Consider the following 23,885-nt stretch of genomic DNA (forward strand, 5'->3'; position numbering starts at 1 on the left):
TTGGGTGTCAGACGATGGGATGGTGCACGGTGACGAGCTTGGTGCCGTCCGGGAAGGTGGCCTCGACCTGGATCTCGGGGATCAGTTCGGCCACGCCGTCCATGACGTCCTCGCGCGTCAGCACGGTGGTGCCCTCGTGCATCAGGTCGGCCACGGTGCGGCCGTCGCGCGCGCCTTCCATGATCGCGGCGGTGATCAGGGCCACCGCCTCGGGGTAGTTGAGCTTGAGCCCGCGTGCACGGCGGCGCTCGGCCAGCAGGGCGGCGGTGAAGATCAGCAGCTTGTCCTTCTCGCGCGGCGTCAGTTCCATCGTTCTGTTCCTCGTTCTTTGCTTGTCTTGTTGTCAGGTGGCCCAGAGGCGCAGCGGCCGCGCCGCCACGCCATGGATCGGCGCGCGCAGCGTGGACCAGGCGCCGGTCATCACGCGCCGCACGGCTTCCATGTCGCGCCCGAGCACGCGCAGCAGCAGCATGGACTGCCCTGCAGACCCGGCGAGGCAGGTCACGCCGGCGCGCAGGTCCGGGACATAGGGTAATTGTTCAGCCAGGGTTTCGGCCAGCGCCGGCGTGGCGCCCTGCCCCACCGCCCAGAGCGTGCCGAGGATGTGCAGGCCGTCCATGCCCGCCACGGCAGGGCGCAGCGCCGAGGTGGCATCGACCTGCGATTGCTCGATCCACAGCGCGCGGTCGGGGCCGGCCACGCGGGTGTCCAGCCACAGCGCGCCGCTCGACCAGCGTTCGCCCGAGGCCTGCCGGCCCAGCACCACGGCATCCCAGCCGATGGCGCTGCCGGTGGGCGCCACGACGACGTCCGTGGCGATGCGGGCGCGTGCATCGTCGAACACGATGTTCTCTTGCGGCAGCCAGTCCAGCCGGGCCCCGTCGGCCACCTCGATGCGCACCTGCTGGGCGGCCTCGCGGCCGAGCGACTTGTACCATTTGGTGGCGCCCGGCGTGGCCAGCACGGCATGGGCGCCGGCTTCCACGGCGATGTCGATGTCGAGCCGGTCGCCACCAGCCACACCGGCGGGCGGATGCAGCACCACCACGTGGCAGATGCCGCCCTCGGGATACAGCGGCTTCTGCACCAGCAGCGGCCCCTGATGGCGGCGTTCGACCAAGGCCGTGCGGCCCGCGCGCGCGGCAAAGCGCAGGCGCAGGCTGGCATGCCAGGCAGGCATGGCGAGTTGGGAGGGGAAATCGGGGTGACGCATGGGCGAAGATTACACCGCGATCAGCTCCCGCACACCATCCTGTTCCATCGTGGCGCCCTCGCCCCGGGCCACCACTTCGCCCCGGCTCATCACGACGTAGTGATCGGCCAGATGGCGGGCGAATTCGTAGTACTGCTCCACCAGCAGCACCGTCATGCCGAACTCGTCCACCAGCAGGCGCAGCGCGCGGCCGATGTCCTGGATGATGGACGGCTGGATGCCTTCGGTGGGCTCGTCGAGAATCAGCAGCTGCGGCTCGCTCATCAGCGCCCGGCCGATGGCCAGTTGCTGCTGCTGGCCGCCGGAGAGATCGCCGCCGCGGCGCGAACGCATGGTGCGCAGCACCGGGAAGAGCTGGTAGATCCGGTCCGGCACGCCGTTCGGGCGCGCGCGGCTGGCGGCGCCGATCAGCAGGTTTTCCTCGACGGTCAGGCGCGGGAAGATCTCGCGGCCCTGCGGCACGTAGGCGAGCCCGGCCGAGACGCGCTCGTACGGGGCCTTCTTCTCGAGGGCCTTGCCCTCCCAGCTGATGTGGCCGCTGCGCGTGGGCACCACGCCCATCAGGCATTTGAGCAGCGTGCTCTTGCCCACGCCGTTGCGGCCGAGCAGCGTGGTCAGCTTGCCCTGGGGCACCTCGAACGAGATGTCGCGCAGGATGTGGCTGCCGCCGTAGAACTGGTTCAGTGCATTGACCTGCAGCATGGTTACCTTCCCAGATAGGACTCGATCACGCGCTCGTCGCGCTTCACGGCGTCTAGCGTGCCTTCGGCCAGCAGGCTGCCTTCGGCCAGCACCGAAACCTTGCCGGACTCGCCGGCCAGCGCCGCCACGAATTCCATGTCGTGCTCCACGACCATCATCGAGCAACTGCCGCGCAGGCTGTTCAGCAGGCCGGCCAGTTGCATCGTCTCTTCGTCGGTCATGCCGGCCACGGGTTCATCGAGCAGCAGCAGTTGCGGTTGCTGCATCAGCAACATGCCGATTTCGAGCCGCTGCTTCTGGCCGTGGGACAGCAGGCCGGCCGGGCGATACGCCTCGTCTTCGAGCCCGGTCAGCGCCAGCGTTTCCTCGATGCGGCGATGGCCCTCGCCGGTCAGCCGCGCGCGCAGCGACGACCACCAGCGCTTGTCCGCCTTCATCGCCAGTTCCAGGTTCTCCCAGACCTCGTGCTGCTCGAAGACCGTGGGCTTCTGGAACTTGCGGCCGATGCCGACCTGCGCGATGCGCGGCTCGGTCATCCGCATCAGATCGATGGACTGCCCGAGGAAGACGCGCCCGCTGACGTTGGCGTTGCGCGGGCCGGTCTTGCCGGTGATGACGTCCATCATCGTGGTCTTGCCGGCGCCGTTCGGGCCGATCACGCAGCGCAGCTCGCCGTGATCGATGGACAGCGACAGCTTGTTCAGGGCGCGGAAGCCGTCGAACTGCACGGTCAGGTCCTCCAGGTAAAGGATGGGACCGTGCGAGGTGTCGATGACGCCGGGCTCCAGCACGCGGCCCAGGCCGGTGGCGTCGCCGCTCTCCGCCTGATCCGCGCCGTGTTTTGCACCTTGTTGGGAAGTGGCCGCGTTCATGCCTCGCTCCCTTGTTGCGGGGTCACGGCGGCCGGGTTCACCGGCTCGCCCGTGGCCGCCTGGATTTTCTGGGCGGCCGTGCGCTTGCCACGCAGGCGGCGCCACAGGCCCACCACGCCATCGGGCAGATACAGCGTCACGAGCACGAACATCGCGCCGAGCAGGAACAACCAGTATTCGGCGAAGTAGGCCGTGAACATGGTCTTGGCGCCGTTGACCAGGAAGGCGCCGACGATCGGCCCGATCAGCGTACCGCGGCCGCCCACGGCCACCCAGACCGCCATCTCGATGGAGTTGGCTGGCGACATCTCGCCCGGGTTGATGATGCCCACCTGCGGCACGTAGAGCGCGCCGGCAATCCCGCACAGCACGGCCGAGAAGGTCCAGACGAACAGCTTGTAGCCGAGCGGGTTGTAGCCGGAGAACATCACGCGCATCTCGGCATCCCGCACTGCGGTGACCACCCGGCCCAGCTTGGACGTGACGATATAGCGGCACGCCACGAACCCGCCGAGCAGCGCCAGGAAGGTCAGCACGAACAGCGCGGCGCGGGTTTCCGGCGCGGCCACGGCGTAGCCGGCGATGCGCTTGAAGTCCGTGAAGCCGTTGTTGCCGCCGAAGCCGGTCTCGTTGCGGAAGAACAGCAGCATCGCCGCGTAGGTCATGGCCTGCGTGATGATCGACAGGTACACGCCCTTGATGCGCGAGCGGAAGGCGAAGAAGCCGAACAGCCACGCCAGCACGCCCGGCACCAGCACGACCAGCAGCATCGCGTACGGCAGGTGCTCGGTGCCGTGCCAGAACCAGGGCAGCTCCTTCCAGTCGAGGAACACCATGAAGTCGGGCAGGTCGCTCTTGTACACGCCTTCGCGGCCGATCGACCGCATCAGGTACATGCCCATCGCATAGCCGCCCAGCGCGAAGAACAGCCCGTGGCCGAGGCTCAGGATGCCGCAGTAGCCCCACACCAGGTCCAGCGCAATGGCCGCCAGCGCGAAGCACATGATCTTGCCGATCAGCGTCAGCGCGTAGGCCGACAGGTGCAGCGGGTGGCCCTCCGGAATCACCAGCGCGCAGATCGGCACGCCGACCGCGACCACCAGCGTGAGGATGACCAGCGCCAGCCACACCTTGCGCGAGAAGAGCGGCTGGCGCTCGGGAACCGAGAGGCGGAACGGCGCCCCGTTCGAGGATTTCGATTGAAAGCTACGCATGTCATGCCTCCGCGCTGCGCCCTTTGAGCGCGAACAGGCCCTGCGGGCGTTTCTGGATAAACAGCACGATCAGCACCAGGACGAAGATCTTGGCCAGCACCGCGCCGTAGAACGGCTCGATGAACTTGTTGATGAGGCCGAGCCCGAAGGCGCCGACGATGGTGCCGGCCAGCTGGCCCACGCCGCCGAGCACCACCACCATGAACGAATCGATGATGTAGGCCTGCCCGAGGTCCGGCCCTACGTTGCCGATCTGGGACAGCGCGCAGCCGCCCAGCCCGGCGATGCCGGCGCCGAAGGCGAAGGCGTAGCTATCCACCTTCCACGTGCGCACGCCCACACAGGCCGCCATGGTGCGGTTCTGCGTGGTGGCGCGCACGAACAGGCCGAGCCGCGTGCGATTCAGCACCGCCCACGCCACGGCCACCACGGCCAGCGCGAAGGCGATGATGACGATGCGGTTGTACGGAATCACGAGGCCGGCCATCGCCGTCACGCCGCCGCTCATCCAGTTGGGGTTTGCTACCTCCACGTTCTGGGCGCCGAAGAGGGTGCGCACGGCCTGCATCAGCAGCAGGCTGATACCGAAGGTGGCCAGCAGCGTCTCGAGCGGGCGGCCGTACAGGTGGCGCAGCACGATCCGCTCGATGGCGAAGCCGACGACACCCGCTGCCAGGAACGACGCCGGCAGCGCCGCCAGCAGGTACCAATCGAACGCATTCGGCGCATAGGCGCGGAACAGCGTCTGCACCACGTAGGTGGCGTAGGCGCCGATCATCAGGAACTCGCCGTGCGCCATGTTGATGACGCCGATCAGCCCGTAGGTGATGGCCAGGCCCAGCGCGGCCAGCAGCAGCACGCTACCAAGGCTCAGGCCGGCGAACAGGTTGCCGAGCAGCTCGGCGCGGCCTTGCTCGCCACGCATCTTGTCGATGGCCTGCTGGGCGGCGGCGCGCACGTCGGCGTCGGGCTCCTTGAACTTGCCCGCTTCATCGCGCTCCACCAGCGGCGTCAGCTTCTGGCGGATCTGCGGATTGCTGTCCTGGCCGAGGATGCGGATGGCTTCCAGCCGCGCGTCGCGCGTGGCGTCGGTGCCCTGCGCCAGTACGGTGTTGGCCCAGATCACGTCGAGCCGGGCGCGCAGGCCGGCATCGGCCTCGGCCTTGCGGGCCGCTTCCACGACTTCGCGCGAGGCGCTCTCGGGTTGATCGGACAAGGTGTTGATGGCCTGCGTACGCACCGCGATGTCCGGCGACTGCAGCAGGAGGCTGCTCGCGGCGCTATCGACGATGGCCCGCAGGCTGTTGTTCAGCGTGAGGGACTCGAGTTCATCGGCCTTCACGGTCACCGGCTTGCCAGTGATGGCATCGACGGTCTTGTCGCCATCCTGGCGCACCATGCCCACCGATGGCGCATATTGGAGTGCATCGTCCTGGAGCGCGCGCAGGATCGGGCCGGCCTGCTCGGGCGGCGCCTGGGTCAGCGCGGCGAGCGCGGCGGTCTTCGCGTCGAAGTCGTCTTCGACCAGCGGCTTGAGATCAGCCTGCGTGAGCGGTGCCGCCCACAGCGGCGCGGCGGCCAGCAACAGCGCAGCCAGCATGGCGCGCAGCCACGGCAAGGCGGACGGGAATGGAGATCGGTGCATAGGGCTGGCTGGCGTCTGATATGGCGCGATGGTTCGCGTCTTTTATGCGTGGAACGACCGAGGGAGGGCTCCCCTCTCCCAAGGGAGAGGGGCAAAACACCATGGGTACGCTGGAGATCAGCGGCCGGCGACAACCTTGTCCGGCTTGCCTTCGTTACCCGCGATGAACGGGCTCCACGGCTGCGCGCGCACCGGCTTCGCCGTCTTCCACACCACGGAGAACTGGCCGTCGCCCTTCACTTCGCCGATCATCACCGGCTTGTACAGGTGGTGGTTCTCGCCCATGGTCAGCGTGAAGCCGTCCGGCGACTTGAAGGTCTGGCCATACATGGCCTGGCGCACCTTGTCCGCGTCGGTGGTGCCGGCCTTCTTGACCGCCTGCGCCCACATATGGATGCCGACGTAGGTGGCTTCCATCGGGTCGTTGGTCACGCGCTTGTCGCCGCCGGGCAGGTTGTTGGCCTTGACCCATGCCGCCCATTGCTTCTTGAACGCGTCGTTCTCGGGGTTCTTCACCGACATGAAGTAGTTCCAGGCGGCCAGGTGGCCGACCAGCGGCTTGGTGTCGATGCCACGCAGTTCTTCCTCGCCCACGGAGAAGGCCACCACCGGCACGTCCTTGGCCTTCAGGCCGGCGTTGCCCAGTTCCTTGTAGAACGGCACGTTGGAGTCGCCGTTGATCGTCGAGATCACGGCCGTCTTGCCGCCCTGCGAGAACTTCTTGATGTTGGCGACGATAGTCTGGTAGTCGCTATGGCCAAACGGGGTGTAGACCTCCTCGATGTCCTTGTCGGCAACGCCCTTGCTCTTCAGGAACGCGCGCAGGATCTTGTTGGTCGTACGCGGGTACACGTAGTCGGTGCCGAGCAGGAAGAAGCGCTTGGCGCCGCCGCCTTCCTTGCTCATCAGGTATTCCACAGCCGGGATGGCCTGCTGGTTAGGCGCGGCGCCGGTGTAGAACACGTTCTTCGACATTTCCTCGCCCTCGTACTGCACCGGGTAGAACAGCAGCGAGTTCAGTTCCTCGTAGACCGGGAGCACGGACTTGCGCGATACCGAGGTCCAGCAGCCAAACGTGACGGCGACCTTGTCCTGCGTGACCAGTTGGCGCGCCTTCTCGGCGAACAGCGGCCAGTTGGAGGCGGGGTCCACCACCACCGGCTCGAGCTTGCGGCCCAGCACGCCGCCGCTCTTGTTGATCTCGTCGATGGTCATCAGCGCCACGTCCTTGAGCGAGGTCTCGGAGATGGCCATCGTGCCCGACAGCGAATGCAGGATGCCGACCTTGATCGGATCCTTCGACTGCGCCAGCAGCGGGCTGGTACCGATCATTGCCGCGGCGGCTACCGCCGACAGCTTCAGCATGTCACGTCGTTTCATTGCAGCTCCCAGTTTGTCGTATGTGGTCAGGGACTCTACGCACCCCGGGTGATCCTTCTGCAACTAGCGTGCCATGGACTGCCGGGCCGGGAACGATCAAAGGTGGGAGAAAACGTCACGGCGGGTGATCCCGTCGCACCAATCCGGTGCCAATCGGGTCACCGGGGCCGGCGGGGGCGCGCCAACTCCCGCACCGGCATCGTGCATAGCCGCAAATCAGTGCAGGATCCGGGCCGGCGGCAGTGCATCGCGCACCGCCGACAATAAAAAACGGGGCCCGAGGGCCCCGTCTTCGCTCCATGCCTGACGATGCTTACTTCATCATCGGCATCATGTTGGCATTCATGTTGTGCATGATCCAGAGCGAACCGGCCAGCACGATGAACAGGATCAGCAGCGTGAACAGGAACGCCATGACGTTCCAGCGCTGGCCCTTGGAGCCATCCATGTGGAGGAAGTACTTCAGGTGGACCACGATCTGGACCACGGCCATGCCGAGGATGATCCAGAGGATGGTGCCGCGGTCCATCGTGCCGTCCATCACGATCTTGAACGGGATCACCGTCAGGATCACGGCCAGCACGAAGCCGATCACATACGACTTGACGCTGCTGTGGCCGTGCGACTCGCCGTGGGCCGCCGTTGCATGTTGTTGTGCCATTACAGTGCTCCCATCAGGTAGACGACGGTGAAGACACCGATCCAGACGATGTCCAAGAAGTGCCAAAACAGGCTCAGGCAGTTCAGGCGCTTTTCCATCGTCGGGGTCATGCCCTTCTTGTTCAGCTGCCACATCAGCACGAGCATCCAGACCATGCCGCTGGCCACGTGCAGGCCGTGGGTGCCCACGAGCGTGAAGAACGACGACAGGAACGCGCTGCGGCCCGGGCCGGCGCCTTCGTGGATCAGGTGATGGAACTCATAGATTTCCATCGACATGAACGCGGCGCCCAGCAGGAACGTCACGCCCAGCCAGATCAGCACGCGACCCTTGCTGCGGTTCTGCAGCGAGATCATCGCGAAGCCGTACGTGATCGACGAGAACAGCAGGATGAACGTCTCGACCAGCACGAAGTTGAGCTCGAACAGCTCCTTGCCCGACGGGCCGCCCGCCACTTCGCCGCGCAGCACGGCGTAGGCGGCGAACAGGCACGCGAACAAGATGCAGTCGCTCATCAGATACAGCCAGAAACCAAAGATGGTGTTCTCGCTGGTGTCGTGATGGGCGTGGTCGTGGTCATGCGCGGCATCGTGCGCGTGGCCGTGGGCGGGGGCTTGCGCCCCAAAACGGTCTAGAACTTCAGTCGACATGATGATCAGCCCTGCGTAGCGATGCGCTGCTGGTGCAGCGTTTCGATCTGCTCGACCTGCTTGGCCGGCACGTAGTAATCGATATGGTCGTCGTTGGCGCGGCGGATGAACGCCACCACCATGCCAACCAGGCCCACGGCGGCAAGCCACCAGATATGCCAGGTCAGCGCGAAGCCCAGCGCGAGGCTGAAGGCACCCATGTAGAAGCCTGCAGCGGTGTTCTTCGGCATGTGGATCTGCTCGTAGCCGTCCGTGCGGATGGTCTCGCCGCGGGCCTTCATGTCGGCAAACGCGTCCAGGTCACGCACCACCGGGGTGTGCGCGAAGTTGTAGAACGCGGGCGGCGACGACGTGGCCCACTCCAGCGTACGGCCACCCCACGGATCGCCCGTGACGTCCGCCAGCGCCTTGCGGTTGCGGATCGACACGACGATCTGCAGCACCTGGAAGCCGATACCCATGGCGATGAACACCACGCCGATCACGGCCGCGTACAGGAACGGGGTCCAGGCCGGGTTGTCGGTATGGTTCAGGCGGCGGGTCATGCCCATCAGGCCCAGCACGTACAGCGGCATGAACGCGAAGTAGAAGCCAACCAGCCAGCACCAGAACGCGCACTTGCCCAGACGCTCGTCCAGCTTGAAGCCGAACGCCTTCGGCCACCAGTAGGTCACGCCGGCCAGGTAGCCGAACAGCACGCCACCGATGATCACGTTGTGGAAGTGGGCAATCAGGAACAGGCTGTTATGCAGCACGAAGTCGGCGGCCGGCACGGCCATCAGCACGCCGGTCATGCCACCGATCACGAAGGTGACCATGAAGCCCAGCGTCCACAGCACCGGCGACGTCAGCTGCACGCGGCCACGGTACATCGTGAACAGCCAGTTGAAGATCTTCACCCCGGTCGGGATGGAGATGATCATCGTGGTGATGCCGAAGAAGGCATTCACGTTAGCGCCGGAGCCCATCGTGAAGAAGTGGTGCAGCCAGACCAGGAACGACAGCACCATGATCGCGGCCGTCGCGTAGACCATGCCCTTGTAGCCGAACAGCTTCTTGCCCGAGAACGTCGAGATGATTTCCGAGAAGATGCCGAACGCCGGCAGGATCAGGATGTACACCTCGGGGTGGCCCCAGATCCAGATCAGGTTCACGTACATCATGGCGTTGCCGCCACCGTCGTTCGTGAAGAAGTGCATGCCGAAGTAGCGGTCCAGGCCCAGCAGCGCCAGCGACACCGTCAGCACCGGGAAGGCGGCCACGATCAGCACGTTGGTGCACAGCACGGTCCAGGTGAACACCGGCATGCGCATCAGGGTCATGCCCGGGGCGCGCATCTTGAGGATGGTCACGAGGAAGTTCACGCCGGTCAGCAGCGTGCCCAAGCCTGATATCTGCAAGGACCAGAGGTAGTAATCCACCCCTACGCCAGGGCTGTAGTCGATGCCCGACAGCGGCGGATACGCCAGCCAGCCGGTACGTGCGAATTCACCAACCCCCAGGGACACGTTGACCAGCATCGCGCCGGCCACGAACAGCCAGAAGCTCAGCGTGTTCAGGAACGGGAACGCCACGTCGCGCGCGCCGATCTGCAGCGGCACCACGAGGTTCATCAGGCCCGTCATCAGCGGCATGGCCACGAAGAAGATCATGATCACGCCGTGGGCGGTGAAGATCTGGTCGTAGTGCTCAGGGGGCAGGATGCCGGGGTCGCCGTTGGTGGCCAGCGCCAGCTGGGTACGCATCATGACCGCGTCGGCAAAGCCGCGCAGCAGCATGATCAGCGCCACCAGCGAGTACATCACGCCGATCTTCTTGTGGTCGACGGACGTAATCCACTCGCTCCACAGGTAGTTCCACTTCTTGAAGTACGTAATCCCACCGAGCAGCGCCAGCCCGCCCAGGGCCACGCAGCTCAGTGTGATCATGATGATCGGCTCATGAAACGGAATCGCCGACAAACTCAATTTGCCAAACATCATTGCTCCTAGGATTGCGCGCCCAGCGCCGGCTTGGCCGGCGTGGTCATGGACACCCGCTCTTCGCCGAGCGTGTTACGCGACGTGCAGACCGGGCCGCCATCGAAGCCCTCGCGGGCCATGGCGCGGCCGTCGGCGCCCATGTACTGATGCAGGATGCCGGTGTACAGGCCGTCTTCGACCTTGCCGTAGAGGGCAACCGGTTCCGCTTCGCTCGGCTTGGCCAGGACCTTGTAGTCCGCGGCAGCGAGTTGGCGGTCAGAAGCGCGCACCTGGGCCACCCACGCGTCGAAGTCGAAGTTCGACATCGCAATGGCCTTGAATTTCATGCCCGAGAAGCCGCCGCCGCTGTAGTTGGCGGACATGCCGTCATACGTGCCGGCTTCGTTGGCGATGAGGTGCAGCTTGGTCTCCATCCCGGCCATGGCATACACCTGGCTGCCCAGCTGGGGAATGAAGAACGAATTCATGATCGAATCCGAGGTGATCTTGAAGTTCACCGGGGTACCCACCGGCAGCGCCAGCTGGTTGACCGTGGCGATCTTCAGTTCCGGATAGATGAACAGCCATTTCCAGTTCAGCGCGACCGCTTCCACCGTGATCGGCTTGACGTTCGATTCCAGCGGCTTGTAGGGGTCCAGGTCGTGCGACGACTTCCAGGTGATATAGCCCAGCACCGCGATGATGATGCAGGGGATCAGCCAGACCACCACTTCGATCTTGGTCGAGTGCGACCAGTCCGGCTCGTACCGGGCAGCCGTGTTCGTGGCGCGGTACTTCCAGGCGAAGACCAGCGTCAGGACGATCACCGGCACCACCACCAGCAGCATGAGCCAGGTGGCGATCAGGATGATGCCCTTGATGTCGACACCGACCTGACCCTTCGGGTCGAGCAGCGTCATGTTGCAGCCGGCCAGCAACAGCAAGCCAAGGCTAGGCAGGAACCGCGTCCAGCGCGGCATTATGGGTTTTTTCATGTCACGACGGTCTGGTTGGGCCGCTCCCGACATGCAGGCGCGGCACCGCCATCCGCTGCACGGGGCAACTGGCTGGCTGGGCTGGGAAAAACCGGAGGACGTGTCCAAAGCTGGCGTTGCGGGACTGGCGATGCAAGCGCCTGCGGACCATGCGGCCGGGCAACGCCATGAACGCGGCTGGACAGCAACTGACGACTGCGTGCGCGGGATGCCGGAGGGGGCGGTGCGTGCGCTGAGGTAACCGACTGCCTGAACTGCGATCGATCCCGGCTCGAGACTGCCGCCGGGACGAGCGTTGTGTCACGACACTCACGCGATTTCCACCGGTTTCGACCACCCCGCCAGCGCAGCGGGCACGGTCTTCGAGCGGATATCGCATAACATAAAGCATCGTGGGCGCGACTGTACCGCAACGCAACATTAGGGGTAAACCCACGGGGTGCGGAAACACTGTTCGGAAAATCGGACAATGACATCGGCCGCCCGAAAGTGTCGCGCGCAGGAAACAGTCATGTCGTGATGGATCGTTTTTCGACGATTCCGCTGGACAAACGACGAGGGCCGCGTTCTAGCGGCCCTCGTCGTTTTCCGATTCAGATCGGAACTGGCTGGCGCTCAGGAGTAGCGTCGGCTAATCGATTCTGCCACGCAGACCGGGCGATCGCTGCCCTCCCGCTCCACCGTCACCTCCCAGGTGGACTGGGCGCCGATCAGGCCGTTGGGCGTCGGGTCGAGCCGCTCGACCTTGAGCAGCTTCACGCGGGCGCGCAGGCGGCTGCCCACCGGCACCGGCGAAGTGAATCGCACCCGGTTCAGGCCGTAGTTGACGCCCATCTTGACGCCTTCCATATGGATGGCGTTCTGCATGAACTGCGGCAGCAGCGACAGCGTCAGGAAGCCATGGGCGACCGGGGCGCCGAACGGGGACTCGCGCTTGGCGCGCTCCACGTCGACGTGGATCCACTGATGGTCGCCAGTGGCTTCGGCAAACAGGTTGACCTGCTGCTGCGTAATCTCGGTCCAGTCGCTGACGGCCACTTCCTGGCCTTGCAGGCCCTCCAGCTCTTCCAGCGATGCGATGGTGCGCATGGTGTCTCCTCTCTTGCGTCGTCTCGATTCGGGGTTCGTATTATGCCGGCCGCCGGCCGTACATGCCCATGCCCTTGACCGTGCAAACCAGCTCGCCATGCTGGTTGGTGGCCTGCCACTGGGTCAGCACCACGCCGCGGTCCGGCTTGGACGAGGACGGCCGCGTCTCCAGCACCTTCAGCACGGCCGTCAGCGTATCGCCGGCATAGACGGGCTTGATCCAGCGGATCTCGTCCACGCCCGGCGAGCCCATGCTGCTGCTCCGGTCGCCCATGGACTTCACCAGCAGCTTCATCATGATCGCGCAGGTCATCCAACCGCTCGAGATCAGCCCGCCGTAGATGCTCTTGGCGGCCGCGTCCTTGTCGATATGGAACGGCTGCGGGTCGTACTGGCTGGCAAATGCCACGATCTCCGCCTCGGTGACCGTGTAGCTGCCCAGCGGGTGCTCGCCGCCGACCTGGTAATCCTCGAAATACATCTTTGACATGTTCGCTCCGTAGATGGCGTAACCAGAAGCAAAAAACCGCGCCGGGGACAACGGGCGCGGTTTCTGTACTGCGTGGGCCTCAGGCGGCTGCCTGGAAACCCGGCTGGCTGGCGAAGCGACCCAGGTGATGGTCCACATCGCCAAACGTGGTGTTGATCAGCGTCAGGCGCTTGAACATGTGCGCGGCCGGCAATTCGTCCGTCACGCCCATGCCACCGTGGATCTGCACCGCTTCCTGGCCAACCGTGCGAGCGGCCTGCCCCACGCGCGCCTTGGCGGCGGACACGTAGCGGCGGCGCGCCTCGGGATTCGACTCCTCGAAGCGGGCCGCAGCCAGCAGCGTGATCGAACGGGCCTGCTCGGCATGGATGAACATCTCGACCATGCGGTGCTGGAGCGCCTGGAAGCGGGCGATCGGCATGCCGAACTGCTGGCGCGTCTTGGCGTACTCGAGCGTGGCGGCGTTAAGCGTGTCGATCACGCCCACGGCTTCGGCGCAGAGCAGCACCGCGCCGTAGTCGGCGGTAGATTCGAGCACGTCCCAGCCCTGCCCTTCGGCACCCAGCAGCGTGGCCGGGGCGTCCTGGAAGGCCACGTCGGCAGCGCGCAGGTTGTCGATGGTGCGGTAGTCGGTCACGGTCACGCCGGCGCCCTTCGTATCGACCAGGAACAGCGAGATGCCGTTCGTGTCGGCATCGGCGCCGCTGGTGCGGGCGGACACCACGAGCTTGTCGGCCTGCGCACCGTGGATCACCACCACCTTGCGGCCGTTGAGCTTGCCGCCCTTGGCCGTCACGCGCACATCATTCAGCGTGTAGCGCGACTGCGGCTCGTTGAACGCCGTGGCCAGCTTGACCTCGCCACCGGCTACCTGCTCAAGCAGGGCGTCCTGGCCGCCAGCCAGCTTCAGCGCATGCGCAGCCACCACGGTGACGAAGTACGGCTCCACCACCAGGCCGCGGCCCAGTTCCTGCTGCACCACCATCATGTCGACGGCCGTGCCCGAGAAGCCGCCCTGCGCTTCCGGCACCGGCAGCGCGGTCAGGCCCAGTTCGACCAGCGCGCCCCAGGTGCCCTCGCCGTAACCAGCCTCGGCCTTGATGTTTTTCTTGCGCGACTCGAAGTCGTAGCTCTTGTCGATGAAGCGGCGGACGGCGTCGGCCAGCTGCTTCTGTTCGTCGCTGAGATTGAAGTTCATGTTGCGTGTCTCCTCACAGCCCCAGAATCATCTGGCTGATGATGTTCTTCTGAATTTCGTTGGACCCACCGTAGATGGAGGTCTTGCGATAGTTGAAGTAGTACGCGGCCAGCGGCGCGGCGTCGTCGAAACCGGTCACCGCGTGCGGCTGCTCGCACTCGAGGTAGGCCGTATCGAACGGCTGTGCGTACGGGCCGACGGCTTCCACCATCAGTTCGGTCAGCATCTGCTGGATCTCGGTGCCCTTGATCTTGAGCATCGATGCCTCAGGGCCGGGACCCTTCCCTGCCGCCTCGCTGGACACCACGCGCAGCACGGTCAACTCCAGCGCCATCAGTTCGATTTCGAGCGCAGCTACCTTGGCGCCGAACACCGGATCTTCCAGCAGCGGCTTGCCGTTCTTTTGCTGCTGGCGCGCCACCCGCTTCAGGAAGCCCAGTTCGCGCTTGGAGTTGCCCACGCGGGCAATGCCGGTGCGCTCATGGCCGAGCAGGTACTTGGCGTAGGTCCAGCCGCGGTTTTCCTCGCCCACGCGGTTCTCGACAGGTACCTTTACGTTGTCGAAGAAGACCTCGTTCACCTCATGCTCTTCGTCGAGCATGATGATCGGGCGCACGGTGATGCCGGGCGTCTTCATGTCGATCAGCAGGAACGAGATGCCCTCCTGCTTCTTGGCTTCGGGATCCGTGCGGACCAGGCAGAAGATCATGTCGGCGTGCTGGCCGAGCGTGGTCCAGGTCTTCTGGCCGTTGACGATGTAGTGCTTGCCGTCCGAGGTCAGTTCGGCGCGCGTCTTCAGCGATGCGAGGTCCGAACCTGAACCTGGCTCGGAGTAGCCTTGGCACCACCAGTCGGTGCAATCGAGAATACGCGGCAGGTAGTAGGACTTCTGCTCGGCATTGCCGTACTTGATGATCACGGGCGCGACCATCGCCACGCCGAACGGCAGCACGCCGGGCGCGCCGACGCGGGCATTTTCCTCGTCCCAGATATGGCGCTGCGTAGCATTCCAGCCCGTGCCGCCGAACTCTACCGGCCAGTGCGGGGCCGACCAGCCCTTGCCGGCCAGCAGCTTGTGCCACGTCTTGAAGTCATCGCGATTGGGGCGGCGATGATTGAGAACCTTCTCGCTGATTTGCGCCGGCAGGTTGGCTTCGAGCCAGCTACGCACTTCCTGTCGGAAGTCGTTGTCGGCCGCCGAGTAGTTGAGATCCATGCCCGTCTCCAGTGGTGCCGGCTCCCTAGTTGAGCGCGCGGCGAGTTGTTATCCCTGCGCATCACTGCGCGGGGAAAACCGGGCACAGGATGCTTGTTCAGTGGGCCGTCTGCTTCAATGCGTCCGGCACGATGAGCGGAAAGGTCTCGATGCCCTCCTCGGCCAGCGCCTGCACATCCTCCGCCGAAGCCGAACCGCGAATGCCGCGCTCCGGTGCTTCGTCGTAGTGCATGCGCCGCGCCTCCTCGGCAAAGCGGTCGCCCACGTCCTCGGTCTGTGCCAACACCTGCCGTACCGCCGACAGGTAGCGCGCCTGCACTGCCTGCAACGCTTGCTGGACTTCGGCAGTCACCGCGCCCGGCGCATTGGCCGGCTTGGGTGTCTCCTGCCTGGCGGTGGCGCCCGAGAGATTCAGGCGCGGCGCGCTCGGCAGGCGACTGACCGCGTGGTCGCCACAGACCGGGCATTGGACGAGGTCGCGCGAGAACTGCGATTGCGCATCTTCCTCCGAGGCGAACCAGCCCTCGAAACGATGGTCTTGCGCACAGCGCAGGTCGAGCACCTTCATGATCTTTCCAGCCCGTCGGGCAAATATTAGCCGTGAATCGAAATTTTGTGAACGGTCGTGCTAATTTTTTCTCTGACCGTTTCGCCCAGCAGGATGCGTTGGAAACACAAACGGCCAAGGCGGGCCCGCCAGACCAGGAAAACCAAGGGAAAACCCCGGGATGTCCGGCTCGCAGCCGCCGCAAGCTTAACAGTAATGTGCAGATTCAGCCGACGCGGCTGACGGGGAACGGCGGCTCGGATTGTTCGCCCGGCTGCCAAGTTCCTGAGAGGATCTTTTCGAGCCAGAACGCTCCGATGATGGTCTTGACGTCGGTGATTCGGCCCTGCCGGACCCAGTCGATGACCTGGCCCGCCGGCGTGATGAAGGTCTCGAGAAATTCGCCGTCATCGAGCTTGGATTCGCCGGACGTCAGGTCGCGCGCCAGGAACAGGTCGATGAATTCGGTAGAGTAGGAAATGACCGGGTGAATCCGCGTCAGATAGTCCCAGCGCTGGGCGGTATAGCCGGTCTCCTCCAGCAACTCGCGCTGGCCGCAGCGCAGCGCGCCCTCCTCCGGGTCCAGCTTGCCGGCCGGAAACTCGAGCATGACCTCGCCCACCGGGTAGCGGAACTGGCGTTCCATCAGCACGGTGCCGTCGTCGAACAGCGGGATCATCATGACCGCGCCCGGATGCAGCACGTACTCGCGGCCGGCTTGCTTGCCGTCCGGCAGCCTGACGATGTCTTGCTTGAGGGTGAGGAATTTACCGCGATGGAGGGTGGCGGACGCCACGCAGGTTTCGCTGAGATGCTCGTCGGCACCGCTTGCGGGCGCCGGGGGGGCCTTGTGGGTCTTGTCCGTCATGAACGCTCCGGTGAGGAAAGCACGGCCGGGGCGCGGGCAAGCCTTCAGGCCGTGCGATGTTTGACCAGGTATTGCCAAGTGAAGCCGGGGAAGGCGAACACCAGCATCATGCAAGCCGTAATGGCGTAGAACTGCCAGCCCTGCGGGAAGGCGTTGCCGAGGCCAGCCTCCACCGCGAAACCGGCGGCACCTGCCACCGCGTACCACACGATCAGTTCCGCCACCCGCACCCACAGCGGCTTGCGGGCATCCTTCCAGCGGAGGCCCACCGCCGCGAACAGGCGCTGGTTGACGAACGGCAGGTTGGCACACACCAGTGCCAACAAGATGACAAACCAGCCGCCCGCCGAGGAACTCATGATCCGGTGCCTATTCTATGGGTGACGATCAGGACGCCAGCGTGGCGCGGATCGCCTGGTAGCACAGGTTCATCAGCGCCGCCGGGAACAGGCCCAGCAGGATGATGGCCAGGCCATTCAGGCTCAGCACCGAGCGCAGGCCAATCGACGCTTCCAGCGGCTCTTCACCCACCGGCGCATCGAAGTACATCAGCTTGATCACGCGCAGGTAGTAGAACGCGCCGATCAACGAGAACAGCACCGCGACGATCGCCAGCCAGCTCATGCCAGCCGAAACCACCGCTTCCAGCACGGCCAGCTTGGCGTAGAAGCCAACGGTCGGCGGGATGCCGCTCATCGAGAACATCATCACCAGCATCAGCAGCGCGAACCACGGGTGGCGGCGCGACATGCCCTTCAGGTCATCAAGCGTCTCGGCTTCGAAGCCCTTGCGGGTGCGGATCAGGATCAGGCCGAACGTGCCGAGCGTGGTCAGCATGTACGTCACCGAGTAGAACATCGATGCGCTGTACGCATCGGCGGCACCATCCGTCTTGTTCGCCACCACGCCGGACACCAGGCCCAGCAGGATGAAGCCCATGTGCGAGATGGTCGAGTACGCCAGCATCCGCTTCAGGTTGGTCTGGACGATGGCGGTCAGGTTACCGATCGCCAGCGACAGCACCGACAGCACGACCAGCATCATCTGCCAGTCATTGGCCAGCGGCAGCAGGCCTTCCACCAGCACGCGCATGAACAGCGCGAAGGCGGCGACCTTCGGGCCGGCCGCGATCAGCAGCGTCACGGCAGTCGGCGAACCTTGGTAGATGTCCGGAATCCACATATGGAACGGCGCGGCGCCGAGCTTGAACGACAGGCCGGCGACGATGAACACCACGCCGAAGGCCAGCATCGTCGTGTTGATACGGCCCGATTCCACGGCACGGAACACTTCGCCCAGATTCAGCGAACCGGTGGCGCCGTACATCATCGACACGCCGTAGAGCAGGAAGCCCGAAGCCAGCGCGCCCAGCACGAAGTACTTCATCGCCGATTCCGACGTCACGCGCGACTCGCGGCGCAGGGCCACCAGCGCGTAGGACGACAGCGACAGCAGTTCCAGGCCCAGGTACAGGGTCAGGAAGTTGTTGCCGGTGATCATGACGATCTGCCCGCCCAGCGTGAACAGCGCGAGCATGTAGAACTCGCCCGCGAACATGTCACGCTCGCCGAGGTAGCTGCGCGTATAGACCAGCGTCAGGAACATGCCGGCCGAGCAGAACGCCGACAGCACGTTGGCCATCGGGTCGATCACGACGAGGTTGGCGAAGGCGTAGTGCGTTTCGCCGGCGGCGGCGTCCATGCCGAACCAGACGGTAAGCACCAGGGTGGTCAGCAGCGACAGCGGGTACGCCACGCTCTTGCTGCCCTTGCCACGGGCAAGGTCGATCCAGTTGATCGCCGCGACGGCAATCGCCAGGAAGATGATTGGCGCCACCGGAGCCAGGCTAGAAGACGGTTGCATGTTGATTTCTCTCCCCCGCTGTTACAGCTTGGACTGCGCCACGTGGGACAGCAGGTTCGCGACCGACGCGTGCATCACATCGGTAAAGGGTTTCGGGTACAGGCCCATGTACAGCGTCATGATGGCCAGCAGGCCCAGCATGAAGAACTCGCGCTTGTTCAGGTCGATCAGCTCGCGCACGTGCTGGTGCACGATGTCGCCAAAGATCACGCGCTTGACCATCCACAGCGAGTACGCCGCGCCGAGGATCAGGGCCGTGGCAGCCAGCAGGCCGATCCAGAAGTTGTACTTCACGGCGCCCAGGATGACCATGAACTCGCCCACGAAGCCCGAGGTGGCCGGCAGGCCGCAGTTGGCCATGGCGAAGAACACCGACAGCGCTGCGAACTTCGGCATCGTGTTCACCACACCGCCGTAGTCGGCGATCTGGCGCGAGTGCACGCGATCATAGAGCACGCCGATGCACAGGAACATGGCGCCCGAGATAAAGCCGTGCGAGATCATCTGGATGATGCCGCCTTCCACGCCGATGTCGTTGAAGATGAAGAAGCCCAGCGTCACGAAACCCATGTGGGCGATCGACGAGTAGGCCACCAGCTTCTTCATGTCGGCCTGGACCAGCGCCACGAGGCCGATGTAGATCACCGCGATCAGCGAGATCGTGATGATGAACGGGGCGAGCGTGTGGCTGGCATCCGGGGCGATCGGCAGCGAGAACCGCAGGAAGCCGTAAGCACCGAGCTTCAGCATGATCGCGGCCAGCACCACGGAACCGCCGGTCGGCGCTTCCACGTGGGCGTCCGGCAGCCAGGTGTGGACCGGCCACATCGGCACCTTGACCGCGAAGGCCATGAAGAACGCCAGGAACAGCGCGATCTGCTCGTTCATCGTCAGCTTGGCCTGGTGCCACGACAGGATGTCGAAGGTACCGGTCTTGCTGTAGAGATACAGCAGCGCAACCAGCGTCAGCAGCGAGCCGAGCAGCGTGTAGAGGAAGAACTTGAAGGCCGCGTAGACGCGGTTCGGGCCGCCCCAGACACCGATGATGATGTACATCGGGATCAGCGTGGCCTCGAAGAACACGTAGAACAGCATGCCGTCGAGCGCGCAGAACACGCCGACCATCAGGCCGGACAGGATCAGGAACGCGGCCATGTACTCGGCCACGCGCTCGGTAATCACTTCCCAGGCCGAGATCACGACGATCACGGTGATGAACGAGGTCAGCACGACGAACCACATCGAGATCCCGTCCACCCCGAGGTGGTAGTTGATCTTGAAGCGGTCGATCCAGTTCACGTTCTCGACGAACTGCATGGCCGCCGAGGCGGTCTCGAAGTGAAACACGAGCGGCAGCGTAACGACGAAGCTGGCCAGCGCGCCGAACAGCGACATCCAGCGCACGTAGCACTTGCTGCGATCAGAGCCCGAGGCGAGGACCAGCAAGCCGAAGAAGATAGGCAGCCAGATTGCGAAAGACAGAACCATTTCTTTGTTTTCCTTACTTGGTGCCTATCACTTGGTGCCTATCACGCCAGTGATCGTCAGCGTCAGGAGCACCAGCATGCCGAGGATCATCGCGAATGCGTAATGGTAGATGTAGCCGGACTGCAGGTAGCGGCTGGCGGCAGCGAACGACGCCACCACACGGGCCGAACCGTTGACGAACAGGCCATCGATCAGGCCCTGGTCGCCGCCCTTCCACAGGCCGGTACCCAGCAGGCGCGCACCACGTGCGAACACCGCCTGGTTGAACGCGTCCATGTAGTACTTGTTGTCGAGCAGCTTGTAGAGGCCCGAGAAGCGTTGCTGGATCGCGGCCGGGATGTCCGGGCGCTTCATGTAGAAGAACCACGACAGCACCACGCCAGCGATGGCCAGCCACAGCACCGGGGTCGTCAGCGAGTGGATCGCCATCGGCACCCAGCCGTGGAACGCTTCGCGCAGCTCTTCCATCGCATGGTGGTTCTCGCCCACGAAGATCACGTCCTTGAACGCGACGCCGTGCTTGAAGAACTCGCCGAACAGCATCGGCTCGATGGCGATGGCGCCGATGATGACCGACGGAATGGCCAGCAGCACCAGCGGCAGCGTCACCACCCACGGCGACTCGTGCGGCTTCTCGCCCGGTGCCAGACCATGGTGATGGTCGTCACCGTGCGATTCTTCTTCTTCCTCGTGATGATCGTGGTGATCGTGCGCGTGGGCCTTGCCGAAGCGCTCTTCACCGTGGAACACCAGGAAGTACATGCGGAACGAGTAGAAGGCGGTCACGAACACACCGGCCAGCACCGCGAAGTACGCAAAGCCCGAACCGGCGATATGCGACTCGGCGACGGCCTCGATGATCGAGTCCTTCGAATAGAAGCCCGCGAAGAACGGCGTGCCGATCAGGGCCAGCGAGCCCACCAGCGACGTGATCCAGGTGATCGGCATGTACTTGCGCAGGCCGCCCATGTTGCGGATGTCCTGGTCGTGGTGCATGCCGATGATGACCGAGCCGGCGCCAAGGAACAGCAGTGCCTTGAAGAACGCGTGCGTCATCAGGTGGAACACCGCCACCGAGTAGGCCGAAGCGCCCAGCGCAACGGTCATGTAGCCCAGCTGCGACAGCGTGGAGTACGCCACCACGCGCTTGATGTCGTTCTGGATGATGCCCAGGAAGCCCATGAACAGCGCGGTGATCGCGCCGATCACCAGCACGAAGGACAGCGCGGTATCCGACAGTTCGAACAGCGGCGACATGCGCGCCACCATGAAGATGCCGGCGGTCACCATGGTTGCCGCGTGAATCAGTGCCGAGATCGGGGTCGGGCCTTCCATCGAGTCAGGCAGCCACACGTGCAGCGGGAACTGCGCCGACTTGCCCATCGCGCCGATGAACAGGCAGATGCAGGCCACGGTCAGCATCATCCAGTCGGTGCCCGGGAAGGTCACGGCGGCCAGAGCCTCGCGCTTGGCGAACACGGCGCTGTAATCCATGCTGCCGCTGTAGGCCAGCAGCAGACCGATGCCGAGGATGAAACCGAAGTCGCCCACGCGGTTGACCAGGAACGCCTTCATATTGGCGAAGATGGCCGTCGGGCGCGTGTACCAGAAGCCGATCAGCAGGTACGAGACGAGGCCCACCGCTTCCCAGCCGAAGAACAGCTGCAGGAAGTTGTTGCTCATCACCAGCATCAGCATCGAGAAGGTGAACAGCGAGATGTAGGCGAAGAATCGGTTGTAGCCGTCGTCGCCCTGCATGTAGCCGACGGTGTAGATGTGAACCATCAGCGACACGAAGGTCACGACGACCATCATCATCGCGGTCAGCGAATCCACCAGGAAGCCGACTTCCATCTTCAGGCTGCCGATGGCCATCCACTCGTAGACAGTGCCGTTGTAGCCGGCGCCGTCCATCACGTCGCGCAGCACCAGCAGCGAGAGGATGAAGGCGATGGCCACACCGAGGATCGTGGCGGTGTGGGCCACGATGCGGCCGCCGCGCGTGTCCGAGGAGAACGTGCCGAAGAACTTGGTGCCGAACAGGCCGGCTATCGCGGCGCCGGCGAGCGGCGCCAGCGGAATCGCCAGCAGCAGGTTGGGGTTGAGCGTGGTTGCCATAGGACGCTTATTGGTGTGCGGTCGGGGAGCAGTCTTGGGTCATGGAGGTCATGGATCAGCCCTTGAGCGTATCCATGTCATCCACGTTGATCGTGTCCAGGTTACGGAACAGCACGACCAGGATTGCCAGACCGATTGCCGACTCGGCAGCGGCCACCGTAAGGATGAAGAAAACGAAAACCTGTCCGGCCAGGTCGCCCATATAGTGCGAGAAGGCGACGAAGTTCATATTGACCGCAAGCAGCATCAACTCGAGCGCCATCAGCAGCACGATTACGTTCTTGCGGTTCAGGAAGATGCCAACGATGCTGATTGCGAACAGGATCGCACCGAGCACGAGGAAGTGGGCGAGAGAGAGCACAGCGTTATTCTCCGGGCTTAGTTCTTATTGGCGGCTGCGTTCGCATCCGCTCCGGCCCGGCCCTCGGCCGGCATGTTCACCAGGCGCACGCGGTCGTCGCGGCGGGTACGCAGCTGGTTCGACACATCTTGTGCCTTGACGTCCTTGCGGCGGCGCAGCGTCAGCGCCACGGCGGCGACGATGGCCACGAGCAGGATGATGCCGGCCACTTCGAATGCGAAGATGTAGTCGGTGTAGATCAGCTTGCCGAGCGCGCCGGTGTTCGAGTAGTTCGGGTCCTGCGAGCCGGGCGGCAGCGCGGCGGCCGTGGTGCCGATGAAGTTGCGCACCAGCACGATCGCCATTTCGGCGATGATCAGCGCGCCCACCACCGAGGCCAGCGGCACGTAGGTCCAGAAGTCGCGGCGCAGGTGCTCGATATCGATATCGATCATCATCACCACGAACAGGAACAGCACCATCACGGCGCCCACGTAGACGAGCACGAGCAGGATGGCGAGGAACTCCGCCTTCAGGATCATCCAGATCGCCGCGGCGGTGAAGAACGCCAGGACGAGGAACAGTGCGGAATGCACCGGGTTCTTTGCCGTGATGACTTTCAGTGCAGAAAGCACCAGCACCAGCGCAAAGACGTAGAAGATGGCGGTCGTGAGTTCCATGGTCCCTATCGGATCCTCTTTGGGCCGCGCGGCACGAACCACCCCCGGGGTGGCCCGCGCCGTGCGCGGCATCCTTCTGGTGGCCCCTGTTCAGGGCCGATTCAAATTCAAATTCACTTCAGGTCCGGGTGCCGCTTCCGGCGCCCGCCCTGTTCAGCGAGGCTGACCTGCTTAGCGGTACTTGGCGTCCGCAGCCTTGCTCGCGGCAATCTGCGGCTCGTAGCGGTCGCCCACGGCCAGCAGCATGTCCTTCGTGAAGTACAGGTCGCCGCGCTTCTCGCCGTGATACTCGAGAATGTGCGTCTCGACGATCGCGTCGACCGGGCAGGCTTCCTCGCAGAAGCCGCAGAAAATGCACTTGGTCAGGTCGATGTCGTAACGCGTGGTGCGGCGCGTGCCGTCCGTACGCTGGTCCGACTCGATCGAGATGGCCACGGCCGGGCACACCGCTTCGCACAGCTTGCAGGCGATGCAACGCTCTTCCCCGTTCGGGTAGCGACGCAGCGCGTGCAGACCGCGGAAACGCGGCGACATCGGCGTTTTCTCTTCCGGGAACTGGACGGTGATCTTGCGCGCGAAGAGATAGCGGCCGGTCAGCGCCATGCCCTTGAAGAGTTCCTTCAGGAGCAGGCTGTTGAAGAAGTCCTTGATGGCGAGCAGCATGACGATTGCTTCCTAATTATTTCCGCGCGGCG

At 64.4% G+C, this 23,885-nt stretch carries 24 protein-coding genes; all 24 read right to left on the minus strand.

Annotation, left to right across the window (positions count from 1 at the left end):
• Window positions 1-7: 7 nt before the first annotated feature.
• Window positions 8-310: an urease subunit gamma gene (locus AC1DP9_RS05855; protein WP_441643842.1), complete on the minus strand. Its 303-nt coding sequence runs from the start codon at window positions 308-310 to the stop codon at window positions 8-10.
• A 33-nt stretch (window positions 311-343) separates the two neighbouring features.
• The gene (locus AC1DP9_RS05860) at window positions 344-1,213 is read right to left on the minus strand and encodes an urease accessory protein UreD (RefSeq protein WP_477106836.1); all 870 of its coding nucleotides are present in this window, start codon (window positions 1,211-1,213) and stop codon (window positions 344-346) included.
• 9 nt (window positions 1,214-1,222) lie between these two features.
• The gene (gene urtE, locus AC1DP9_RS05865) at window positions 1,223-1,915 is read right to left on the minus strand and encodes an urea ABC transporter ATP-binding subunit UrtE (RefSeq protein WP_092292439.1); all 693 of its coding nucleotides are present in this window, start codon (window positions 1,913-1,915) and stop codon (window positions 1,223-1,225) included.
• 2 nt (window positions 1,916-1,917) lie between these two features.
• On the minus strand, window positions 1,918-2,787 hold the full coding sequence (gene urtD / locus AC1DP9_RS05870) for an urea ABC transporter ATP-binding protein UrtD (protein ID WP_092292437.1): 870 nt from the start codon (window positions 2,785-2,787) through the stop codon (window positions 1,918-1,920).
• Window positions 2,784-4,001: an urea ABC transporter permease subunit UrtC gene (gene urtC / locus AC1DP9_RS05875; RefSeq protein ID WP_454756917.1), complete on the minus strand. Its 1,218-nt coding sequence runs from the start codon at window positions 3,999-4,001 to the stop codon at window positions 2,784-2,786. The genes urtD and urtC overlap by 4 nt, the downstream gene beginning before the upstream one ends.
• Window position 4,002: 1 nt before the next feature.
• Window positions 4,003-5,646, minus strand: coding sequence for an urea ABC transporter permease subunit UrtB (gene urtB, locus AC1DP9_RS05880; protein WP_477106837.1), 1,644 nt, complete (start codon window positions 5,644-5,646; stop codon window positions 4,003-4,005).
• Between the two features lie 117 nt (window positions 5,647-5,763).
• Complete coding sequence (gene urtA, locus AC1DP9_RS05885) at window positions 5,764-7,026, minus strand: urea ABC transporter substrate-binding protein (RefSeq protein ID WP_477106838.1); 1,263 nt, start codon at window positions 7,024-7,026, stop codon at window positions 5,764-5,766.
• A gap of 313 nt (window positions 7,027-7,339) precedes the next feature.
• Window positions 7,340-7,687 (minus strand): cytochrome o ubiquinol oxidase subunit IV, encoded by a 348-nt coding sequence (cyoD, locus tag AC1DP9_RS05890; protein ID WP_092292429.1) that lies wholly within the window; start codon window positions 7,685-7,687, stop codon window positions 7,340-7,342.
• Window positions 7,687-8,337 carry a cytochrome o ubiquinol oxidase subunit III gene (gene cyoC / locus AC1DP9_RS05895; protein ID WP_477106839.1) on the minus strand — a complete coding sequence of 217 codons (651 nt, stop codon included), beginning with the start codon at window positions 8,335-8,337 and terminating at the stop codon, window positions 7,687-7,689. Before cyoC ends, cyoD begins: the two co-directional genes overlap by 1 nt.
• Window positions 8,338-8,342: 5 nt before the next feature.
• Window positions 8,343-10,316, minus strand: a complete 1,974-nt coding sequence (cyoB, locus tag AC1DP9_RS05900) for a cytochrome o ubiquinol oxidase subunit I (protein WP_092293285.1) — start codon at window positions 10,314-10,316, stop codon at window positions 8,343-8,345.
• 8 nt (window positions 10,317-10,324) lie between these two features.
• On the minus strand, window positions 10,325-11,293 hold the full coding sequence (cyoA, locus tag AC1DP9_RS05905; protein ID WP_092292425.1) for a ubiquinol oxidase subunit II: 969 nt from the start codon (window positions 11,291-11,293) through the stop codon (window positions 10,325-10,327).
• A gap of 615 nt (window positions 11,294-11,908) precedes the next feature.
• Window positions 11,909-12,382, minus strand: coding sequence for a MaoC family dehydratase (locus tag AC1DP9_RS05910; RefSeq protein ID WP_092292423.1), 474 nt, complete (start codon window positions 12,380-12,382; stop codon window positions 11,909-11,911).
• A 40-nt stretch (window positions 12,383-12,422) separates the two neighbouring features.
• Window positions 12,423-12,872: a MaoC family dehydratase gene (locus AC1DP9_RS05915; RefSeq protein ID WP_477106840.1), complete on the minus strand. Its 450-nt coding sequence runs from the start codon at window positions 12,870-12,872 to the stop codon at window positions 12,423-12,425.
• A 79-nt stretch (window positions 12,873-12,951) separates the two neighbouring features.
• Window positions 12,952-14,070 carry an acyl-CoA dehydrogenase family protein gene (locus AC1DP9_RS05920; protein WP_477106841.1) on the minus strand — a complete coding sequence of 373 codons (1,119 nt, stop codon included), beginning with the start codon at window positions 14,068-14,070 and terminating at the stop codon, window positions 12,952-12,954.
• 13 nt (window positions 14,071-14,083) lie between these two features.
• Entirely contained in the window at window positions 14,084-15,286 is a 1,203-nt protein-coding gene (locus AC1DP9_RS05925) for an acyl-CoA dehydrogenase family protein (RefSeq protein ID WP_092292417.1), read from the minus strand.
• Window positions 15,287-15,383: 97 nt separating this feature from the next.
• Window positions 15,384-15,854, minus strand: a complete 471-nt coding sequence (locus tag AC1DP9_RS05930) for a DUF1178 family protein (protein WP_477106842.1) — start codon at window positions 15,852-15,854, stop codon at window positions 15,384-15,386.
• A 205-nt stretch (window positions 15,855-16,059) separates the two neighbouring features.
• Window positions 16,060-16,701, minus strand: a complete 642-nt coding sequence (locus AC1DP9_RS05935) for an NUDIX domain-containing protein (RefSeq protein WP_477106843.1) — start codon at window positions 16,699-16,701, stop codon at window positions 16,060-16,062.
• A 44-nt stretch (window positions 16,702-16,745) separates the two neighbouring features.
• Window positions 16,746-17,060: a DUF2818 family protein gene (locus AC1DP9_RS05940; RefSeq protein WP_092292411.1), complete on the minus strand. Its 315-nt coding sequence runs from the start codon at window positions 17,058-17,060 to the stop codon at window positions 16,746-16,748.
• Window positions 17,061-17,088: 28 nt separating this feature from the next.
• Window positions 17,089-18,564: an NADH-quinone oxidoreductase subunit NuoN gene (gene nuoN / locus AC1DP9_RS05945; protein WP_477106844.1), complete on the minus strand. Its 1,476-nt coding sequence runs from the start codon at window positions 18,562-18,564 to the stop codon at window positions 17,089-17,091.
• Between the two features lie 21 nt (window positions 18,565-18,585).
• Window positions 18,586-20,052, minus strand: coding sequence for an NADH-quinone oxidoreductase subunit M (locus tag AC1DP9_RS05950; RefSeq protein WP_477106845.1), 1,467 nt, complete (start codon window positions 20,050-20,052; stop codon window positions 18,586-18,588).
• A gap of 27 nt (window positions 20,053-20,079) precedes the next feature.
• Window positions 20,080-22,170, minus strand: a complete 2,091-nt coding sequence (nuoL, locus tag AC1DP9_RS05955; RefSeq protein WP_441643846.1) for an NADH-quinone oxidoreductase subunit L — start codon at window positions 22,168-22,170, stop codon at window positions 20,080-20,082.
• A gap of 55 nt (window positions 22,171-22,225) precedes the next feature.
• Entirely contained in the window at window positions 22,226-22,531 is a 306-nt protein-coding gene (nuoK, locus tag AC1DP9_RS05960; RefSeq protein ID WP_029050842.1) for an NADH-quinone oxidoreductase subunit NuoK, read from the minus strand.
• A 17-nt stretch (window positions 22,532-22,548) separates the two neighbouring features.
• Entirely contained in the window at window positions 22,549-23,190 is a 642-nt protein-coding gene (locus AC1DP9_RS05965) for an NADH-quinone oxidoreductase subunit J (protein ID WP_092292403.1), read from the minus strand.
• A 171-nt stretch (window positions 23,191-23,361) separates the two neighbouring features.
• A complete protein-coding gene (gene nuoI, locus AC1DP9_RS05970; RefSeq protein ID WP_177219886.1) occupies window positions 23,362-23,850 on the minus strand; it encodes an NADH-quinone oxidoreductase subunit NuoI in 489 nt (162 codons plus the stop codon).
• Window positions 23,851-23,885 lie beyond the last annotated feature (35 nt).

The sequence above is a fragment of the Cupriavidus sp. 01L43 genome (assembly GCF_056399925.1).

Excerpts from the sequence above, each read along its gene's own strand:
- AC1DP9_RS05940 (WP_092292411.1), bottom strand. The coding sequence starts at position 17,060 with ATGAGTTCCTCGGCGGGCGGCTGGTTTGTCATCTTGTTGGCACTGGTG.
- urtE (WP_092292439.1), bottom strand. The coding sequence starts at position 1,915 with ATGCTGCAGGTCAATGCACTGAACCAGTTCTACGGCGGCAGCCACATC.
- AC1DP9_RS05920 (WP_477106841.1), bottom strand. The coding sequence starts at position 14,070 with ATGAACTTCAATCTCAGCGACGAACAGAAGCAGCTGGCCGACGCCGTC.
- urtB (WP_477106837.1), bottom strand. The coding sequence starts at position 5,646 with ATGCACCGATCTCCATTCCCGTCCGCCTTGCCGTGGCTGCGCGCCATG.
- urtD (WP_092292437.1), bottom strand. The coding sequence starts at position 2,787 with ATGAACGCGGCCACTTCCCAACAAGGTGCAAAACACGGCGCGGATCAG.
- cyoA (WP_092292425.1), bottom strand. The coding sequence starts at position 11,293 with ATGAAAAAACCCATAATGCCGCGCTGGACGCGGTTCCTGCCTAGCCTT.
- AC1DP9_RS05915 (WP_477106840.1), bottom strand. The coding sequence starts at position 12,872 with ATGTCAAAGATGTATTTCGAGGATTACCAGGTCGGCGGCGAGCACCCG.
- cyoD (WP_092292429.1), bottom strand. The coding sequence starts at position 7,687 with ATGGCACAACAACATGCAACGGCGGCCCACGGCGAGTCGCACGGCCAC.
- cyoC (WP_477106839.1), bottom strand. The coding sequence starts at position 8,337 with ATGTCGACTGAAGTTCTAGACCGTTTTGGGGCGCAAGCCCCCGCCCAC.
- AC1DP9_RS05935 (WP_477106843.1), bottom strand. The coding sequence starts at position 16,701 with ATGACGGACAAGACCCACAAGGCCCCCCCGGCGCCCGCAAGCGGTGCC.
- AC1DP9_RS05930 (WP_477106842.1), bottom strand. The coding sequence starts at position 15,854 with ATGAAGGTGCTCGACCTGCGCTGTGCGCAAGACCATCGTTTCGAGGGC.
- nuoL (WP_441643846.1), bottom strand. The coding sequence starts at position 22,170 with ATGGCAACCACGCTCAACCCCAACCTGCTGCTGGCGATTCCGCTGGCG.
- AC1DP9_RS05965 (WP_092292403.1), bottom strand. The coding sequence starts at position 23,190 with ATGGAACTCACGACCGCCATCTTCTACGTCTTTGCGCTGGTGCTGGTG.
- urtC (WP_454756917.1), bottom strand. The coding sequence starts at position 4,001 with ATGCGTAGCTTTCAATCGAAATCCTCGAACGGGGCGCCGTTCCGCCTC.
- AC1DP9_RS05855 (WP_441643842.1), bottom strand. The coding sequence starts at position 310 with ATGGAACTGACGCCGCGCGAGAAGGACAAGCTGCTGATCTTCACCGCC.
- cyoB (WP_092293285.1), bottom strand. The coding sequence starts at position 10,316 with ATGTTTGGCAAATTGAGTTTGTCGGCGATTCCGTTTCATGAGCCGATC.
- AC1DP9_RS05860 (WP_477106836.1), bottom strand. The coding sequence starts at position 1,213 with ATGCGTCACCCCGATTTCCCCTCCCAACTCGCCATGCCTGCCTGGCAT.
- urtA (WP_477106838.1), bottom strand. The coding sequence starts at position 7,026 with ATGAAACGACGTGACATGCTGAAGCTGTCGGCGGTAGCCGCCGCGGCA.
- AC1DP9_RS05950 (WP_477106845.1), bottom strand. The coding sequence starts at position 20,052 with ATGGTTCTGTCTTTCGCAATCTGGCTGCCTATCTTCTTCGGCTTGCTG.
- AC1DP9_RS05910 (WP_092292423.1), bottom strand. The coding sequence starts at position 12,382 with ATGCGCACCATCGCATCGCTGGAAGAGCTGGAGGGCCTGCAAGGCCAG.
- nuoN (WP_477106844.1), bottom strand. The coding sequence starts at position 18,564 with ATGCAACCGTCTTCTAGCCTGGCTCCGGTGGCGCCAATCATCTTCCTG.
- AC1DP9_RS05925 (WP_092292417.1), bottom strand. The coding sequence starts at position 15,286 with ATGGATCTCAACTACTCGGCGGCCGACAACGACTTCCGACAGGAAGTG.